Source organism: Levilactobacillus paucivorans (assembly GCF_001437125.1).
GTDB lineage: Bacteria > Bacillota > Bacilli > Lactobacillales > Lactobacillaceae > Levilactobacillus > Levilactobacillus paucivorans.
Window position 1 is genome coordinate 28,967 of record NZ_JQCA01000109.1, and the last position, 20,154, is coordinate 49,120.

12 protein-coding genes are annotated in these 20,154 nt (G+C 50.9%); all 12 read right to left on the reverse strand.

Going from position 1 to position 20,154, the window contains the following annotated elements:
• Nucleotides 1-63 precede the first annotated feature (63 nt).
• The 12 genes from clpB to IV54_RS08505 all read right to left on the reverse strand — a co-directional run bounded on the left by clpB (nt 64) and on the right by IV54_RS08505 (nt 19,745).
• A complete protein-coding gene (gene clpB / locus IV54_RS08450; protein WP_057878927.1) occupies nt 64-2,664 on the reverse strand; it encodes an ATP-dependent chaperone ClpB in 2,601 nt (866 codons plus the stop codon).
• Nucleotides 2,665-2,806: 142 nt separating this feature from the next.
• The gene (gene pepT, locus IV54_RS08455) at nt 2,807-4,048 is read right to left on the reverse strand and encodes a peptidase T (RefSeq protein ID WP_057878928.1); all 1,242 of its coding nucleotides are present in this window, start codon (nt 4,046-4,048) and stop codon (nt 2,807-2,809) included.
• Between the two features lie 56 nt (nt 4,049-4,104).
• Nucleotides 4,105-4,911, reverse strand: a complete 807-nt coding sequence (locus tag IV54_RS08460) for a Nif3-like dinuclear metal center hexameric protein (RefSeq protein WP_057878929.1) — start codon at nt 4,909-4,911, stop codon at nt 4,105-4,107.
• Nucleotides 4,898-5,605, reverse strand: coding sequence for a tRNA (adenine(22)-N(1))-methyltransferase (locus IV54_RS08465; protein ID WP_057878930.1), 708 nt, complete (start codon nt 5,603-5,605; stop codon nt 4,898-4,900). Before IV54_RS08465 ends, IV54_RS08460 begins: the two co-directional genes overlap by 14 nt.
• Before the next feature lie 154 nt (nt 5,606-5,759).
• Nucleotides 5,760-9,005, reverse strand: coding sequence for an MMPL family transporter (locus tag IV54_RS08470; RefSeq protein WP_237756701.1), 3,246 nt, complete (start codon nt 9,003-9,005; stop codon nt 5,760-5,762).
• Between the two features lie 45 nt (nt 9,006-9,050).
• The gene (locus IV54_RS08475) at nt 9,051-9,569 is read right to left on the reverse strand and encodes an RrF2 family transcriptional regulator (protein WP_057878932.1); all 519 of its coding nucleotides are present in this window, start codon (nt 9,567-9,569) and stop codon (nt 9,051-9,053) included.
• A 271-nt stretch (nt 9,570-9,840) separates the two neighbouring features.
• Nucleotides 9,841-10,971: an RNA polymerase sigma factor RpoD gene (gene rpoD / locus IV54_RS08480; RefSeq protein WP_420806177.1), complete on the reverse strand. Its 1,131-nt coding sequence runs from the start codon at nt 10,969-10,971 to the stop codon at nt 9,841-9,843.
• A 10-nt stretch (nt 10,972-10,981) separates the two neighbouring features.
• On the reverse strand, nt 10,982-12,826 hold the full coding sequence (dnaG, locus tag IV54_RS08485) for a DNA primase (protein ID WP_057878934.1): 1,845 nt from the start codon (nt 12,824-12,826) through the stop codon (nt 10,982-10,984).
• Between the two features lie 268 nt (nt 12,827-13,094).
• Nucleotides 13,095-13,697, reverse strand: coding sequence for an SdpI family protein (locus IV54_RS08490; protein ID WP_057878935.1), 603 nt, complete (start codon nt 13,695-13,697; stop codon nt 13,095-13,097).
• 370 nt (nt 13,698-14,067) lie between these two features.
• Nucleotides 14,068-16,143, reverse strand: coding sequence for a glycine--tRNA ligase subunit beta (gene glyS, locus IV54_RS08495; protein WP_057878936.1), 2,076 nt, complete (start codon nt 16,141-16,143; stop codon nt 14,068-14,070).
• A complete protein-coding gene (gene glyQ / locus IV54_RS08500; RefSeq protein ID WP_057878937.1) occupies nt 16,143-17,072 on the reverse strand; it encodes a glycine--tRNA ligase subunit alpha in 930 nt (309 codons plus the stop codon). The genes glyS and glyQ overlap by 1 nt, the downstream gene beginning before the upstream one ends.
• A 357-nt stretch (nt 17,073-17,429) precedes the next feature.
• Entirely contained in the window at nt 17,430-19,745 is a 2,316-nt protein-coding gene (locus IV54_RS08505) for a leucine-rich repeat domain-containing protein (protein WP_057878938.1), read from the reverse strand.
• Nucleotides 19,746-20,154: the final 409 nt, after the last annotated feature.

The window sequence follows — 20,154 nt, forward strand, 5'->3', positions numbered from 1 at the left end:
GTTCAAGTCAAAGTTTTCCGTCTAAAAAAGCGGGGACGACAACGGTCGACCCCGCTAAAAACCTTATTGTTTTAAGGGTGCATGCGTAAACGTTAACTGATCGTCTTGAACGGCAATGGTAATCAGGCTCTTGGCTGGAATCTCGCCACCAATAAGGGCCTTGGCCAGTGGCGTTTCCACGTGCGTAGTGATGAACCGTTGCAGTGGCCGGGCCCCGTATGCCGGCAGATAACCCTTCTGGGCAATCCAAGCCTGAGCCTCCGGCGTAATGGTCAGATCCAACTGCTGTTCATGTAACCGGGTAGCCAAATGACCAATCAACTTGACCACGATCTGCTGCACATCCGCTAAGGTCAGTGGCGTAAACATAATCGTCTCGTCAATTCGATTCAGGAACTCTGGCCGGAAGTGCGTCTGCAAGAGTTGGGCAACTTGTTTTTGCGCCTCGGGCTTCAACTGTCCCTGCTCATCGGTTCCCTGAAGCAGAATGTCTGAGCCCAGGTTAGACGTCATGATGAGAATCGTGTTCTTAAAGTCCACGGTCCGTCCCTGACTGTCCGTCAGGCGGCCATCGTCTAAGACTTGTAGCAACAGGTTAAAGACATCTGGATGGGCCTTCTCGACTTCGTCAAATAGCACAATGGTGTATGGATTACGCCGGACGGCCTCGGTTAATTGGCCGCCTTGTTCGTAACCCACGTAGCCGGGAGCGGCCCCCACTAACCGGGAGACCGATTCCTTTTCCATATATTCACTCATATCGATCCGCACCATGTGATCTTCACTGTCGAAGAGATTCTCAGCCAAGGCCTTGGCTAATTCCGTTTTTCCGACCCCCGTTGGGCCTAAGAATAGGAATGATCCCAAGGGCTTCGTTGGGTCTTGGAGGCCGGCCCGTGACCGTAACACGGCATCGGCCACCGCCGTCACCGCCTGATCCTGACCGACAACGCGATCGTGTAACCGATCGGCCAACTTCAACAGTTTTTCGCGTTCACCTTGGACCAACTTGGTGACTGGAATCCCCGTCATCCGGCTAACCACGGCCGCAATTTCATTTTCGGTAACCGACTCGGATACCAACCAATCCTGTTGCTGGTCGGCTTGTTCCAGATCCGCCAATTCCTTTTGTAAACGCGGAATGGTCCCGTGTTGGAGTTCAGCGGCCTTGTTCAAATCATAGGCAGACTCGGCATTGGCTAAATCACGTTTGGCACGATCCAGCTCCTGCTTCTTATCTCCCAGGCCCTTAATGGCCGTCTTTTCTTGGTTCCAACGAGCTCCGAGTCGATCCACCTTTTCCTTGGTATCGGCGAGTTCCTTTTGGAGTTCTGCCAAGCGCTTCTTGGAGGCGTCATCGGTTTCCTGTTTCAGCGCCGTCTGTTCGACCTGCATCCGCATCAATGAACGCCGGGCCTGGTCCAATTCCGTTGGCGCTGAGTTCATTTCTACCCTGATCGACGCCGACGCCTCATCAACCAGATCAATGGCCTTGTCTGGTAGGAAACGGTCGGTCAGATAGCGATCGGATAACTTAGCCGCCGCAATCAGGGCGTTATCGTGAATCCGAACACCATGGTGAATTTCAAACCGTTCGCGCAATCCCCGTAGGATGGTAATGGTATCTTCCAAACTCGGTTCGGCCACGACCACCCGTTGGAACCGCCGGGCCAAGGCCTTGTCCTTTTCCATATACTGGCGATACTCATCCAATGTGGTGGCCCCAATCAGGTGAAGTTCACCGCGCGCCAACATGGGCTTCAGAATGTTACCGGCATCCATACTGCCCTCGGCCTTCCCGGCCCCGACAATGTTATGAATTTCATCAATAAACATAATGATCTGGCCATCACTCTTGGTGACTTCCTTCAAGACGGCCTTCAAGCGTTCCTCAAACTCCCCACGGTACTTGGCCCCGGCGATCAGGGACCCCATATCGAGGGAGAAGATGGTCTTGTCCTTTAAATTATCGGGGACATCCCCGCGAACGATACGTTGGGCCAAACCCTCGACAATTGCGGTCTTTCCCACTCCGGGCTCCCCAATCAGAACGGGGTTGTTCTTGGTCTTGCGTGACAGGATCCGAATGACCGAGAGAATTTCGTCATCTCGTCCGATGATCGGGTCAATCTTGCCACTACGCATGGCCTTCACGAGGTCGATCCCATATTTCTCGAGGGCCTTGTACTGGTCCTCTTGATTCTTCGAGGTGACACGTTCGCCGTTACGAAGCTTGTCCACGGCTTGACGCATCTTCTTTTCGGTAATTCCGACTTGCTTCAGATAGTCCGTCAGGCTCTCACCACGCAACTGGGTAACGGCAATCAGCACCGTGTCCACCGCCATAAAATCATCGTGGTAGGCCTCCCGAATGCTATCGGCCTTCTGTAAGAGATCGGTTAAGTTCCGGGAGAACTCCTGGCCATACTGCACGCCACTCCCACTAACGGTACTGATACTATCGAGCTCGCGGTCTAATTCGCTATCCAGAGCCGTCACATCAGCCCCGGCATCCTCGAAGAGTTGCCGACCGAGTTCCCCCGGTTGGACTAAAAATTTAAACAAGTGAGCAACCGTGACCGCCTGGTGCTTACGGGTCATCGCAATTCGTTGGGCCTCAGCCAAGGCATCGGTCAGGGCCTGCGTCATTTTTTCTGGGTTCATCTAAACATCCTCCTCAAGGTTTCATTTGTTTTTCAGGGTCTAAAAAAGAGGCAACCCTTAAGGTCAACCTCCATTTTCACTCATATTTTAACCGATCCGCAGTCAAATTCAAAATAATTTGACCAATTTTGACTAAATCGATTTAAGCTTTACTTTCAGTCAGTTCAGCGATCTTGATAATCACGTCAGTGGCCTTTTCCATGGTCTGTTCGGAGACATACTCGAAGCGCCCGTGCATGTTTTCCCCACCGGCGAAGAGGTTTGGTGTTGGCAAGCCCATAAAGGAAATCTTAGATCCATCGGTTCCCCCACGAACTGGGAAGATCAGTGGCTTGATGTCGAGATCTTCCAAGGCTTCCTTAGCCAGGTCAACCACGGTCATGTCCTTCTCAATCACTTCACGCATGTTGTAGTACTGGTCCTTGATGGTTACTTGAACCCGTTCTGAACCATATTGCTTGTTCAACTGGTCAGCAACGCCCTGGAAGAGCTTCTTACGGTCTTCGAAGACTTGACGGTCATGGTCTCTGATGATGTAGCTCAGGTGAGCGGAGTCCACGGTCCCCGTCATGCTGTACAGGTGGAAGAAGCCTTCGCGACCCTCAGTGTTCTCTGGCCGGTCATGGTCTGGCAAAGCGGCATGGAAGTCCATTGCCACTTGCGAGGCATTAACCATGACGCCCTTCGCTTCGGCTGGATGCACGTTGGTCCCGGTAATTTCGACCTGGGCATCGGCGGCGTTAAAGGTTTCATATTCCAATTGACCAAGTGGGCCACCATCAACGGTGTAGGCAATGTCGGCCCCAAAGTCCTTGACGTCAAAGTGGTCGGCCCCGGTTCCGATTTCTTCATCGGGTCCCAGGCCAATCTCAATTTCACCATGCTTGATTTCTGGATGCGCCAACAGGTATTCGGCAGCGGCCATGATTTCGGCAACTCCGGACTTGTCGTCGGCCCCTAACAAGGTACTCCCATCGGTAGTAATCAGGGTGTGACCCTTGTAATTCTTCAAGTTAGGGAAGACGGCTGGATCCAGGGTATATTTGCCCGCATCATCCAACTTGATGACCGACTGGCCATCATAGTTTTCAACGAACTTGGGCGTAATGTGCTCGCTGTTAAAATCCGCCGTGTCAAAGTGGGAAATGAATCCTAACTTCTGAACGGTCTTGTCGGTGTTAGCTGGCAACGTCGCAAAGACGTAGCTCGACTGTGGATTAATGTGCACATTCTTCAAGCCAATTGCCTTGAGATCAGCCACTAACCCATTCGCAAACTCAGTCAGACGAGGATCGGAAGGGATCGTCGTCGAATCCGGATTGGATCGGGTATTAATCTTAACGTACTTCAGAAAGCGGGGAATCAAATTTTCATACTTTGCCAAAATAAATCACTCCTCAGTTAAGTTAATCAACAAATTAAGTGTACCTGTTTTTGAAATTAAAGAAAAGTAAAGGGATCGGTATTCAACCCCGAGGTTTCCACCGTAATTGGCCAGTCATTTTCCTGAGCCCACTGCTTGAACAACGTGGTCAATTGGGCCTTACAGATGCTCTCAATGTGGTGACCAGGGTCGATCACACTGAGGCCGTGTGCCAACATGTCATGACCGGTATGGTAGGAAACATCCCCGGTTACATACACGTCGGCGCCCTGAGCCAAGGCCTCGGGATAGAACTGACTGCCACTGCCACCCAGGACAGCAACGCGCTTCACAGGCGCATTAGGGGTCTGGCTAATCAGCCGTAAGCCGGTAATGTTGAAGATCTCCTTGCACCGAAAGGCAAAGTCCAGGACGGTCGTGGGTTCTGGTAAGTTGCCGATCCGCCCCATCATAATCTCGGGGGTCGCGGTACTCCCATTGCTAGGAATCAAGCCTGTGGTTTCTTCCAGACCCAGTGCCCCGGCCAACCAGTCATTCATGCCGCCAGGCGCGCTGTCCAGGTTCGTGTGGGCCCCATAGACCGTAATGTGATGCTGTAACAGGGTCGCATACATCTGATTTTGTGGGTCGGCTAAGTCAAGATTCTTAGCCGGATGAAACATCATCGGATGGTGGGCAAAGATGAAGTCAGCGTTAAAGGCAATGGCCTCGGCCACAATCTCTGGTCGCACATCGAGGGTCACTAAGACCTTGTGGACTGGGGCATCCAATCTCCCCAGCTGTAACCCCACGGGATCGCCTGGTTCGGCCCAAGTCTGGGGCGCAAATTTTTCAAAACGTTCGACTAAATCACGCACTAACACGGTGTAAAACCTCCTCAATCTCTTGAATCTCAGCTGTCAGTTGGGCCACCTTGTCCTCTGGAACCACCGCGGCTTGTTGCACTTGTTTGCGGACTGCTTGCGTCCGTGCCAGTTCACGTTGCCATTTCGCAATGAAGATTGCCGAATGTTCCTGTAATAGGTAGGGCCCGAAGCGCAACTCCTCATCGTTATAGGTCTCTGGCTGATCGGCCCGATCGGCCACGAGGACTTCATAGGTGTGGCCATCTTCGGCCAAAATCTCCTCGGTCACCAATTGAAACCCATGGGTCATCAGGAATCGACGAACCACCATCTCACCCACGTTGGGTTGGAGGATCAGGCGTTTAACCCCGGCCAGGCGATCGAAGTCTTGGGTCAGAATCTGGGTAATCAGGGTGCCCCCCATCCCCGCAATCACAACTGTATCGATCTGATCGGCCGGTTCAATGGCCTTTAAACCATTGGCCAGGCGCGCTGTCAATCGATCGGTTAAGCCCTCACGTTGAATCTCATGAGCGGCATTTTCAAAGGGACCGCGGACAACCTCACCAGCAACCCCGCCGGCAATCAGGCCGCGTTTTAAGAGGTTCACCGGGAGATAAGCATGATCGGTGCCAATGTCAGCCAATCGGCTCCCCTTTGGCACATAGCTGGCAACGGTCGCCAGTCGATTTGATAAGTGGTCTGCATCCATTTTCTACGCTTCCTTTCGCATTTAAATTCTCATTACTCCTAGTATAAGCTAGTCACCGGCTCTTGAATACCCCACAATGCAAAACATATGTTCACCCCACAAATAAAAAAAGTGCGTGGCCAACACCACACACTTTTTCTGGTCATTTTAAAATTTAGTGACCGCTTCTCGTTTGGGGTTCTTCCGGCTGATCATCAGTCGGGGTTGGTCCCATCTTAGAATACGGGTACGGGTACGTAATCTTCATGACGGCTGGCATCACGATTGGTAAGAGGATGACCAACAGGATAATCCCGATGATCACGGCTAACGCAATCTGAATCAGCGTCATCACACCGGATGGCATCAAGGCCGCGAAGGTCCCACTTAAGATGACCCCGGCGGAGATAACCACCGTTCCAATCACCGTAGCCGCCTGTAACATCTTGTCACTGGTTGCCCCCGGTTCGTGGAGGTATTCACGGTACTTACGCATCAGGAAGATCGAGTAATCCACCCCAAGAGAAATCAGCATCACGAACGTGAAGAATGGCGTATTCCACGTCAGCATGTTGGTTCCCAGAACGGGATCGACTAACCAGTGCACAATGGTCAAGGCACCGGAGTAAGCCACTAACAGAATCCCTTCGATCACGATTGGTTGAACCAGAGAATGCGTCACAACCATTAAGGCCACGAAGATCCCGGCTAACATGATAATCACGGTCCGCGTGAAGTCACTCGAGGCCATGTCATTAATATCGTTGGTCTGCGAGGTATTCCCACCAAAGGCAACCTTGGCCTTACCCAAGCTCGTTCCCTTCAAGGCCCCGTTAACCACCTTTTCCAGCTTAGGTAGCCGGGCCATAGCAGCGGCGGAACTTGGATCGTCATCGAGTACCACCGTCAGCTTCGTCAACTTCTTATTTGGCGAAACGTAGGTGTCTAAGGCTGGCTTGAATTCACTGCCGTGGAGTTGTTTGGTTGGAATGTAGAAGGTTTCGGCAGCCGCAGACTTCTGCAAGCCCTTCAGGTAAGTGTTGGCCGTGCCAACCCCACCGGAAACCTGCGTCAACCCATTGGTGGCAGCGGTCAATTGCTTATTCATCGCGGCTAGTTTTTCCGCCATCGTTTGGTTCCCGGCAGCGACTTGACTCGCCCCAGAGACTAGCGTTGGCATCTTGCCGTTGATGCTAAACATTGCCCCAGAAAGTTGACCCGTAGCACTAGCAAATTGCGCCGACTGTGAACTAGCGGCACCCAAAGCTGTGGCGGCTCCCGGTAACGCAACCCCGGACTTCTGAGCCAAAGTGGCCACAGCCGTCTGAAGTTGTCCTGTTGAGCTTTGAAGAGCTTCGAGTTGTGAACCGACGCTCTTGGTTGAAGCCCCGATGGCGGTTGCGTCCCCACCGATGCTGGTTAGGGCACTCGTCAGTGTTGATTGTAACTTACTCTGAGCGGCACTCTGTTGCTTCAGAACGCCCGCTAAGACGCCCTGTTGCTTAGCACTCAGTGGTGCACCACTTTGAGAAAAGGCCTGAGCAACCGTTGCCGCATCGATCTGTGGCAGACTCTTCATTTCGCTCTGAACCGTTCCGATTTGTGTGCCGATGTCGGTGGCCTTAGCCCCAATATTGGTCAGGGACGCCTTGATACCACTGGTGTTGGTACTACTGTTTTGAATCTGAGAATTCAATTCTTGGATCGCCGCATTTAATTGTGGCAAGGCAGCTTCAAGTTGGGCCAATTGGGCTGCCTGCTTGCCGCCAGAGGCGGAGGAGACTTGGCTGTTCAGCGTGTTCACCCCAGTGGAAACTTGGCTGATCGCTGATTGCAATTGACTTGTGCCGGCGCTGACCTGTTGGGACCCACTAGCCAGTTTATTTGCATCGCTAACGGCCCCAGAACCATTTTGGCTACCCAGTTGGCTATTGGCCGACTTAAGGCCCTTGTTGACCTTGTTAACCCCTTGTTGGGCCTGCGCTAAGCCAGAGGTGACGGAACTCATTTGGTTCCGCACATAGAGCTTCTTGATGGCCTTCCCACCAGGTTGAGTGACGGAAGCCACAGTCTTGACCCCATCGGAAGCTTGGAGTTGCTTCGTCAAACGGTCAATCAGTAACAATGATTTTTCATTGTCTAACTTGTGGTTACTTTGAATGTAAATGGTCGTGGGCTCGGCAGTCCCCTTGGAGAAATGCTGTTGCACGATCTTGAATCCTTGCTTGGCGGGAACATTGTCACCAATTTCCACCAAGTTATCGTAGTCCAACGTCCCGTGAGACGTCAGGGCCAGTGGAACGAAGATTAACCCTGTTACGATTAACGTGAGGATTGGCCGAATCATGGCATGCTTGGCCATCCCGTGCCAGAGTTTGCTATCGCCTTCACCCTGGAACTTCTTAACTGGCCAGAACATCTTTGGCCCACAAATGGCCATGAAGAATGGGTTTAACGTCAGGAGAACGGCCAGTAAGACCACAACCCCAACGGCAATTCCAACGGCTGACTTGTAGAGTGAGAAGTTGGCAAAGCCCAACACACTCATCCCAATCAGGACGGATAGGCCAGAATACAGCACGGTCCGACCACCAATCTTGATGGCCTCCTTGGTTGCCGTGTAACGGTCTTTCCCATTGGCCAGCCGCTCTCGGAACTCGTTATACAGGAGGATATTGTAGTCGGTCCCAATCCCAAAGAGCACGATGACGATAAAGACTTCCGTAAAGTTGGAGAATGGGAAGTTAAACCGATCGACCAGGTTGACAACGACGGAAATTGACGTGATGACGGATACCGCCACCGTCAGTAAGGAGAAGAGTGGCGTAACGGGTGACCGGAAGACCAACCAGAGCACCAAGAAAATAAAGATGGCGGCAATGACTTCGGTCTTCTGAACCCCGGCCTGCGTCGCGTCGGAAAAGTCTTGGTTTAAGACATCTGCCCCGGTCACGTAGGTTGTCACCCCGCTCGTCTTCGCCAACGACGTGATGTCGGAACGAATCTGGGTGACGGAATGACTGTTGGACTTGTGCACGTTCAGTTGGAGTAATTGCGTACTCTTGTCCTTAGAAATTAACTGCGAAGCAGCCGTTGAACTGTCGCTGGCCGCAGTGATTGACCGGATTTCAAACTTGTTCTCATTATTTTTGATCCGGTTAATTGTCTTGTCGATCTGGGTATTCTGGGCCGAAGTTAAGGCTGAATTCCCATTATTGAAGACCACGACGACCGCTGTGGTTCCCCGTTGTGACCGCCCCCATTGTTTTTGCATGTTGGTGGCGCGGGTACTTTGGTAGCTACTAGGAACGGTGATTTGTCCCTTTTCCGCAACTAATTTACTCATGCTGGGAATCGTCACGACGGCTAAAATTACAATTGCTAGCCAGCCAATCACGTTCCAGATGTAATGCTTATTCATCCATCGCACGCTGTGAAACCTCCTAATCAATTTTTGAAAATTTATCTATTCTGCTGAATGACGCGTTAGCCAGGTGGTCCAATCCAGTTGGAGGGGTTGGTTATCTGCCGTAGGTAAGATATCCCCAATCGACAGCGTGGCTAATTGTTTCCGATACTGCTGTTCCGCCTCAGCGAAGACGGCCAAAACGGTTGCAACCGGACGCTGATTCTCAAAGTCTTTTAACGCATACGTTTTCGTAAACGTACTCTCTTTGCCGAAACCAAAGACTTTGGAAACCAGGCCGGTACTCTTGACGAAGGGCGTCTCAGTCTCAATGGCTTCAAAGACATCCAGCAGTGTAATCTGCTTGGGATCTCGGGCCAAGACGATGCCACCCTCGCGACCGGAAACGGTTTTGACGATGCCACCCCCCGCTAACTTCTGCACAACCTTCTTCAGATAACTGGTCGAGATTCCCAATCTCTCGGCCACTAAATGGCTATGTAGGGGGACTTTTCGGTCTTGAATTCCCAAGATCGCCACGATACAAAAGGCCTGTTCCAAACTCGGTTTGCTCTTCACGGTGGCCCTCCTTTCTCACAAAGTCATTTCTTTTAAACGAGATACATTATATCCCCTTTAAAAATTATTGCAAGACTTTTAAAGAATAAATTAAGTCTACCGGAATTATTTTTCAGTGTAAACGGTTTCAACTTGGCGATTTATTTTTCGCCGAAATTTCGGCGATCTTTTAACGGAATTATCTGTAACTGGCGGCCTGGAAAACACAAAAAAGCACTTGCCCCTCACCACAAAATTGCAGTGAGTCACAAGTGCTTCTCTAAAGTTTAAATTATTCCAAGAAATCCTTCAGTTGCTTGCTCCGTGATGGATGACGCAACTTCCGTAAAGCCTTGGCTTCGATCTGACGAATCCGTTCACGGGTAACCCCGAAGACCTTACCGACTTCTTCCAAAGTCCGGGTCCGGCCATCGTCGAGTCCGAAACGTAACCGCAGCACGTTCTCTTCACGGTCAGTCAAGGTGTCCAAGACACTCTCCAACTGTTCCTTCAAGAGTTCGTAAGCCGCATGGTCGGCAGGACTCGTGGCGTCTTGGTCTTCGATGAAGTCACCTAAGTGAGAGTCATCTTCTTCACCAAGAGGCGTTTCCAATGAAACGGGTTCTTGCGCGATCTTCAAGATCTCACGAACCTTTTCCGTTGGCATGTCCATTTCGGCCCCAATTTCTTCAGGCGTTGGTTCCCGCCCTAAGTCTTGGAGTAATTGCCGTTGAATCCGAATTAACTTGTTGATAGTTTCAACCATGTGCACGGGAATCCGAATCGTCCGCGCTTGGTCAGCGATAGCCCGTGTAATGGCTTGCCGAATCCACCAAGTGGCGTACGTGGAGAACTTGAACCCTTTACGGTAGTCGAACTTCTCGACGGCCTTCATGAGCCCCATGTTCCCTTCTTGAATCAGATCCAGGAATTGCATCCCCCGACCCACGTAACGCTTAGCGATGGAAACCACCAACCGCAAGTTGGCTTCAGCCAGTTCTTGCTTAGCAGCTTCTTCACCCTTTTCGATCCGCAAAGCCAAAGCGACTTCTTGGTCCGCCGTTAACAGGCTAACCCGACCGATTTCCTTCAGGTACATCCGGACAGGATCATTGATCTTGACCCCGGTCGTTGAACCGGCAGCCTTCAATTCCTTCTTAGAAACGGCCTTTTGGGCTTTAACCGCCCGTGGGTCTGGCTCACCCTTAGCATCAACCACGCTGATCCCAGCATCGGAAATTGTTTCGAGCAATTTATCCATCTGCTTAGCATCCAGCGTGTACGGGGTAGCTACCTTGTCAGTCAAATCATCATAAGTGATCTGACCCGCTTTCTTGGTGTTCTTAATCAGAGCACGCACCGTCTTGTTGTATGCTTTCTGGTCAAACATTGGTTGATCCGTGGTTTTTTTTGCCATTAAAATACCCCCTAGACTAAACTGGTTTATTCGCCTGTCGTTGCCGCTCTAACTGCACAATCTCAACCACGAGTTGGCGCTGTTGGTCGGCATCACCTAAGCGCGCAGCCTCCGCCAACTGCTGTTTCTTTTGCCGGAGTTGCGCATCGACTGGCGCTTGGTCCATAATCACCGCTAAATAATCATCGATTTCCCGCGGGGTTACCGCCGCGGCCATATTGGTAGTTTCTAAGTCGATGACCATTTGCTGCAGCCGGTCTTCTTGAACGAAGTCCGTAAACTGAGCGGCCTGATAATCTTGATGCGTTTGAAAATAGCCCTGGGCCAGGGTATAAATCACTTGATAATCCTCATGAACAAAGCTGAAATTCGGCACGTCACTCACCCGTGTCCACACGTTGCGATCATGTAAACACCGATACAGTAGACTCCGTTCCGCTCGTTCGAGGCGGTTCAATGGCCGCTGCTGTTGATGCACGGTCATCACCGGTTCGCTCGGGGCCGGCTGTTGCTGCTGCGCCGGTCGCTGACGTTCCTGTTGGGCCGCGCTGTCTCGCTGAACCTGTTTGAGTTGGGCCAGCAAAGCCGCCTTGTCAATTCCAAGCTCCGTCGTCAACTGATTCAAGTAGAGATCCAGTTCGACGGGTTCGGTGACCTGAGCCAACAGTGGCATGACCTGATTAACATAGGCCAACCGCTCACTGTCCGTGTTCAGTGCCTGAGAACGCCGCAAATACCGCAATTGGAATTGCAACGGTGGTTCCTTGGCCGTCTCAAGCATCTGTCGAAACGCCTCGTCACCGTGCGCCTTACGGTATTCGTCCGGGTCCTCACCCTCGGGTAATTGAATCACCCGCAATTGCAGGTGACTGTGTTCCCCCAGGAGACGCAGCGCCCGGTCGATGGCCCGTTGCCCGGGTTCATCCCCGTCATAACAGACATTCAACCGATCGGTCGTCCGCTCAATGGCATAGATTTGCTCGGTCGTGAGGCTCGTTCCCATGGAAGCAATCCCATTCAGCACACCCGCTTGGGTGGCCGAGATGACATCCATGTACCCTTCAAACAACGTGACTTCTCCGGCCTGGCGAATCGCCGGCCGGGCGAGATCAAAGTTGAAGAGTAACCGACTCTTGTTAAATAAACTGGTTTCTGGACTGTTCAAATACTTCGGCTGATCCGGTGCCGTTTTCAACAACCGACCGGAGAACGCCGCCACGTGTCCACTCGCATTACGCAGCGGGAACATGACCCGTTCCGTGAACCGATCACGCAGTTCACCATCGGTATTTTCAATAAAGAGACCCGTTTGACGCAACAGCTGGTAGTCACTCTGCCGTTGTTCGAAGAACGGTTTCAATAACCGTTGTCCCGGTGCAAAGCCCAATTGATAGGTTTCAATCGTCTCGTCGGTCAAGCCCCGGTCATGGAGATAATCCAGGGCCGGTTGCCCCATCTCAGTATTCACCAGAATGTGATGATAGAGCTTGGAAGCCTGTTCGTGTAGCGCCAACAGTTGTCCCGTCTTGGAGTCCACCGCTGGACCCGTTGACTCTTGCCGATATTCACTGGCGAGATCAACGTGACTAAAATCGGCGACCTTCACGACGGCTTCCGGGAAGGAGACGTGCTCAAGTTCCATTAGAAACTTAAAGACGTTACCACCCCGACCACAACTGAAACAATGAAAAATCTGTTTGTCTTCCGAAACGGAAAACGACGGTGTTCGCTCCTCATGAAACGGACACAACCCGAATAGGTTCTTCCCGGACTTCTTGAGTTGCACATATTGACCCACGACATCCGCGATGTTCGTGGCCGTCCGAACCGTTTCAATGACGTCTTCAGGTATCTTTGCCACCCAATCACTCCCTTGTCGTGGATGACCCTGACTCACCATAGCCTTGAAAAGTCGCACCCCGGAAACCCGAAAAGTGCGACTCTTTAATTAGAATTCGTGCGCAAAAATACACTATACATACTACTCCTATTACGGCGCATGTCAACTCATAAGCCTCTCTGGTAACCCATGGTTTCAGTATACCGCACGGCGCCTCTCCTGTCCGTTTGCGGGGTCCATTGTTGCTATAAAAACGGTGATCAATGCCTGAATCGGCCATCGTTAACGCTCAGTGCGCCATTTTTGACAAATGATGGGCGTAGAACACGGTCACAGCTGCCATAATCACGGTACCAACCCCCATGACAATCAGTCCCCAAGTGTCTCCCAGTAAACCAGCTGAAAGCAAGATGACTATCCCCAACAGAAAGAATAGCCGCCCACCTAGAACATTCGTCTTGTGCCAGATAACTGGTGAAGCCGCCGTCGACGGAATTCGAATGCCAATGACACCATTTCGCGGCATATACATCATGACAACCCCTAATAGACTAAAGATAATGCCAGCACCCGCCACGCTAGTCAGTGGGTAGGCCGCGATCAGGACCCGCGGTGCCATCATGTAAATCAGCTGATACAAGATGAGTAATAGATTGGCATCGCGGGCGATTGCAGTCGTCTGACTCGCTGAAAAACGAGCTGGTAATGCGCTCGGCAAAAGCCCAGCAATTCCAACAAACAACGTCAGTACCAATAATAATTTCTCTGAACGAATGGGTTCGATCAGGCCCCAACGCAGACCGGTAGCCTGAGCGTCCCACAATAGAATAATCAAAACCACATTACCTAGACACAATTGCCAATTCTTGAGTCGTAACCGTGGCACTAACATCCTCATCGTCTCCTTTCCAGACGGGCAACCCCGCCTACACCTGAGACGATCATAGTTGCCTGGGAAAGCCGTCCCCAATAAAGAAGTTAGATCAGGCAGTACCCGAACCAAGTCATTTCGCCGCCTGATCTGAAATCACTTTGGCTAAACAAAAATGGCCGTGACCCACACCAAAAGTGTCGACCACAACCATTTTAGACGGATATGGGAAAAATCTCAGACCCGCTTGTAGCTTCAATTTTATATAGTCGAAACGTGTGACAAAAGGCAGCTGGTTCCGCTTAAAACTGATAACCAAACAATCCAAACCCAGGATTATTCGGTTATCAGCCTTAATGCTCGCCAGCTAACCGCCTTCTGACTCACTCTCCTACTTAACGATTAATTGGTCCAAGTCACCCAGCTTCAACGTCAGACGAGCCAAGCCACTCAATTCGGTTAACCGGTTATTCCGAACGGCATCGTTCTTATCCATAACCATCGTGGCTTCAAAGTAAGCCGCAATCGTTGGTTGGATATCAGCTAAGGCTGCGTAGAGATCCGCTAATGTCTTGTCAGCGGCAGTCGCAACTTCAGCAACGCCTTGGTGCAAGGCACCTTCACTGTCATTTTCAAACAGATCGGGATCAACCGTGGCCGTAGCCAATTCGGCTGGGGCCTTCTGGGCCAAACGAATAACCCGCGTCAAGGACTCGATAACTGCCTTGAAGTTGGCATCGTTAGCATGGCTCGCCAAGATATCGGCAGCCGTGAAGATCCGCAGCACGTCGCTGCTAGAACTGTTGGTCACAGCATCAATGATGTCATGACGTTGCTTAGCAGACCGCAAGATCTTCCGAATCCGATCCTTAACGAAACCAATCACCGCGTCGATTTGGCTAGCTTGATCGAGTTGAGGCGCCACCTTGGCGTCTGCTTCGGCCGTAATGAAGGCTTGCGCCAAATCAGCAATTGGCAAGGACCACTGTTGGTCGGTAACAATCCGCACGATCCCGATGGCCTGACGCCGTAAAGCGTAAGGGTCATTGGATCCACTAGGAATCATCCCGGCAGCAAAGAAGGTCAAGATGCTATCGAACTTGTCAGCCAAGGCCAATACGGCACCTGGCACGGATTCCGGTAAGGCCCCGTTAGCGGAGATAGGTTCGTAATGTTCACGAACGGCCTGGGCTACGGCTGGGTCTTCCCCGGCCAGTAAGGCATACTTTTCACCCATGACCCCTTGTAATTCGGCGAATTCGCCAACCATCCCGGTAACCAGATCGAACTTGTAGATCTCGCTGGCACGCAGGGCAGCCTGCGTTTGGGCATCGTTTAAGTGGAGGTGCTTGGCCAGCACACCCACGATTGCCTTGACCCGGTCCATCTTCTCAGCCATCGTGCTGATCTTATCATGGAAGCTAACTGTCTTGAGACGTTCCACGTAGTCGGCAATCGACTTCTTCTGGTCTTCGGTGTAGAAGAACATCGCGTCTTCCAAACGTGCTGTCAGCACCTTTTCGTTCCCGGCAACGACGTTTTGAAGGTCGTGGTCGTTCCCATTACGAACGGAGATGAAGTTAGGCAAGAGCTTGCCCTCGGCATTCCGCGCGTAGAAGAACCGTTGGTGATCACGCATTGAAGTGATCAAGACTTCTTCGGGGATGGTCAGGTACTTTTCGTCAAAGCTACCTTCAAAGGCCGTTGGCCATTCAACTAAGTTGTTAACCTCTTCCAACAACCCACCGTCGATTGAAACGGTCCAGTTGTGGTCAGTCGCAATCTTTTCGATTTGGCTCTTGATGAGGGCCTTACGCTTGTCGGCATCGGCAATGACGAATTGCGCCGTCAGGTCAGCTTCGTAGTCGGCGGCCGTGGCAATATCCACGTCGGTCCCTAAGAAACGGTGACCGCGCGTGTTGCGACCGGTCGTGACGTCCAAGATACTAAATGGAATGACGTCGGCATCTAACAACGCCACGATCCAACGAATTGGTCGGATGTATTCGAAGTGATGCGTGCTCCATTTCATCATAGTTGGGAAGGTCATCGCCGTGATAACTTCCTTTAAACCAGCCAGAACGGCGGCAACGGGTTCGCCGGCAATGAACTTGTCCACGTAGACGTATTCCGTTCCCTTGATTTCCTTAAAGGTAATGTCTTCGGGCGTGAGACCTTGGCCACGGGTAAAGCCAATGGCTGCCTTCGTCCAGTTGCCATCGGCATCCTGGGCGATCTTCTTAGCGGGACCCTTGACGGATTCGCTAATGTCTTCCTGCTTGTCAGCTAAACCACTGATTTGAATGGCTAACCGACGAGGCGTGGAGAATGGCTTGATGTCATCATAAGCCACGCGTTGTTCCTTTAAATAATCTGCCGTCCGCTTGACCAGTTGCTTAATAGCTGGCGTTACCACGTGGGCTGGCATTTCTTCTAGTCCAATTTCCAGTAAAAATGTGTGTGCCATTATTTTTTGGCCTCCTCGTCGTCTGCTAATAGTTTCGTCCGCAGGGCTTCATCCTTGATCAGTGGGAAACCACGCTTCTTCCGTTCGTCAACGAAGGCGCGAGCCACGGCACGTGCCATGTTCCGGATACGTGACAGGTAGCCGGCCCGTTCAGTAACGGACACAGCCCCTCTAGCATCGAGCAGGTTGAAGGTGTGGCTACACTTCAAGATGTAGTCGTAGGCCGGGTGAACCAGGCCATTGGCGATTTGCTTCTTGGCTTCATCTTCAAATTCATTGAAGTGCCGTAACAGCATGTCTTGGTTACTTTCTTCGAAACTGTACTTGGAGTGTTCGTATTCGGGTTCCTTGAAGATGTCCCCATACTTAACGCCATCGGCCCATTCCAGGTCAAAGACGGAGTTGACGTCTTGGACGTAAGAAGCCAGACGTTCCAGACCATAAGTGACTTCGGAAGTGACTGGATCAACTGCCATTCCCCCAACGACTTGGAAGTAGGTGAACTGGGTGATTTCCATCCCGTCCAACCAAACTTCCCAACCAACACCGGCACAACCCATAGATGGGTTTTCCCAGTTATCTTCGACGAAACGAATATCGTGTTCGAGTGGGTTGATGCCCAGTTCCTTCAGACTGTTCAGGTAAAGTTCCTGAATGTTGTCTGGTGATGGCTTCATCACGACTTGGAATTGGTGATGTTGGTACAACCGGTTAGGGTTTTCCCCGTAACGACCATCGGCTGGTCGACGGGAAGGTTCAACGTAAGCGGCGTTCCAAGGTTCTGGTCCGATCGCTCGTAAGAAGGTGTAAGGACTCATCGTCCCGGCCCCTTTTTCGGTATCGTAAGCTTGCATCAGCATGCAGCCCTGTGCGGACCAGTACTGTTGTAACTTCAAAATAATTGCTTGCATGGACAGTTTTTCTGTCATGGGTGCTGTTTCCTCCTTGTGTGGTTGCCAAGCGACTAAAGTCGGCCGTTTTGGTCAATCGATTAAACAAATAAGCGCGCAAAAAATCCCTACGAGAATTCACTTAGGCAAATTCACGTAGGGACGAAGTTTTAATTTCGCGGTTCCACCCTACTTCTAGTCAGACGTGACTAGCAGCTTACTTGGAAACGACTCCGAATGTGCCAACTCACCACGCCTTGGGTTCGGCTTACACTTTCCCGAACTCGCTTAACCAACCACGCGGTGACTCTCATTCATCATAATCGACTTATTTAACTGAGTTTTATGATAGCTGTCTGGGACGGGGATGTCAATGGTTGACCCCCATTCTTCTGGCTAGTGTTCTCGCCGACGGTTACTTAGGCCGAGCCACCCGAGAATTGCCAGTAGCCATCCCCCGATCATGCCCCAAAGATTTGTACTCTCACTGGCCTGTGGCAAGGTCGACTGGTGTGGCGTGGTGCTCTGTTGACTTGCCTCTGATTGGCTGGTTGCTACTGTCGGACGTATTGCTGGCCCAGCTGAACGCGATCCCATTGCCAAACGTTGACCTGTGACTGCTGCCTGCCCCGTTGACTTACCATGGCGGTTAGCCTGCTTCTGAGCGGGTTTCTTGGGCTGTGTGGGTCGCTTTGCCGGTTTGGCTGGCTTGATTGGCCGAGCCGGTGTGACTGGCTTCGTGGGGACGATCGGATCGACTGGCTGGCTTGGCGTCACGGGATCGGTTGGTGTGGTTGACGTCGACTGCGGCATCCCATCCAGCGTCAACTGCAAGACACCATAATTTCCAGAGTTATCGCCGGAGGTTCCCGAAGTCATCATGACCGTCAGCTTGTCTCCCTTAAAGCCATCCGGTAACGTCAAGGTATCTGTAGTTTCGTCGTATGTCATTGGCGTATCGTCAAGGGTAAAGGTCAGAGCGTTTAAGGCCAAATTGCTTGGCATAACTTTGTTCAAAATAGCCTGCTTAACACCAACGAACTTGCCATCAACTAATTTTACTGGCACCGTTAGGGTTTGCTGAGTTGCGAGCGCACCATCATCAAACGTGTTCACTGGTGAATCAGCCTGAATATGTTGCAAGTTGTTTTGGACGAAGGCATCGGCCCCAACATTATCCGGGACGCCCAGGAAGTGGACACCCGTCAATTGGTTTTGCAAAAAAGCACTAGCCCCAATGGTTTTCACACTAGCAGGAATTGCCAACATGCCACTGAGTTGGTTCTCATCGAATGCACCAGCTCCAATCGACTGAACCTTATCAGGAATTATCAATGAGCCCGTCAAGTGGTTACCATCTGGGGCCCCACCAAAGGCTCTATTACCAATGGTTTCAACATTGGCTCCCAGCTTTACTCCGGAGAGATGATTGTTATCAAAAGCGGTATTACCAATGCTAATCACGTTATCTGGAATGTCGATGGTGCCCTGCAGATTATTAGCATTGAAGGCATCATCCCCAATAGTTTCAACATTCTTTCCAAGGATAACACTGCTAATATCATCATTTACAAACGCTGCCGGCAAAATTGTTTTGACGCTATCTGGGATGATCAGTGGTCCGCCAGATATTCCGCCAGATATTCCACCTTTCAAAGTTTTCATCTGCGAAAATGAATTGATACCAATTGTTGTCAGCTGTGACTGCCCAGTACCGAAAGCAAGCCCGCTTAATTGATTATTAACAAAAGCCATCATGCCAATCTCTGTGACACTATCTGGAATCGTCAAGTTGCCACTAATTTGGTTTCCTTCAAATACTGCATTGCCAATCGTCACCAGATCGTTATCCAGCGTCAATTGTGTGGCACCGTTATTTAAAAAGGCAGAATCGCCGATCGATTTCACATGATCTGAAATGACGATACTTGCCAAACGATTGTTATCGAAAGCATCATTATCAATTTTTTCTAAGGCGTCATCAAACTTAATTGTCGTCAGCAAATTTTGAGCGAAGGCGCTCTTGCCAATTTCACGTAAACTATCTGGTAATACAACATGGGTCAATCTTTTTTCCTGAAAAGCCCCATCACCGATAGCAACGATTTTTGAATTCTGATAGCTGTCTGGAATCGTGATATCAGTATCGCTGCCAGAATAGGCTGTAATGTCATACTCGTCTTGAACAATGTTCCCGTCTTCATCCACGTGCTTCGTGTACGTATAGCCCGCAGCATCTGTCACTCCCGGATTGTCGTCAGAACCTGTGTCCGCTGGATCAGTATCTGTTGGGGCCGGCGCAGTTGGCACTGCCATTCGTGCTGAGAACACCTCAGCTTTCCCTTTCGACTTTAGCTTAATGGACTCACTGCTATCAGACTTCCCATGTCCATCTCCGGTGTCATCCTCCGTACTTCCAGTGCCAGCATGAGAGTCGCCAGTACCACCGGATGCTTTGTCTGAACTAATGGTGCCAGTCTTCTCAGCTGCTGGTTTGTTCACAGTAGTCACCTCTGCAGACTTTGTAACCTCTTCGGCTGGCTTCTCACCGGAAACCGCCGTGGGTGTTTGATCACCGGTTGCGGCCTGGGCTGACGTCACACCAACCACGAGCAGTTCGGTACTGAGAACCGCCGCTGTCACACCGACAAACAACCACTGTCGACGATGGGAAACTTGTACATTTTTAGCTTGCTGCTGATCAACTGACATTGACTGGACTTCCTTCACCTTGACCACGTATTTAGGTCAAATTCATTTCAAAGATTAAATACATTTTATGTATATAATTTCATCGTACCACGCCAATTTCAGTTTTCCAGGCTAACCAATTGTCCCCCCACAAAACTATTTTTAGATTGAACTGGCCAACCATTAATGTGCCAGCCCTCCCTGACTTTTATCAGCCGTAGCGCCTTCTTTGAAAGTAAGCACTATCGTAAAAATGTGATAATTTCATAAATGTTTGTCAATTCGACCCGTCGCCAAAAAAAAGTCACATCCGAGTGATTAGCTCGAATGTGACACCTTCTGTCACTTAAATTTCCCGAAAAAACTTTTTAAATCGGCAAATTCTATAATTAATCCGAACAGAAATTAAAAAGCCCAAAGCAATCACTTA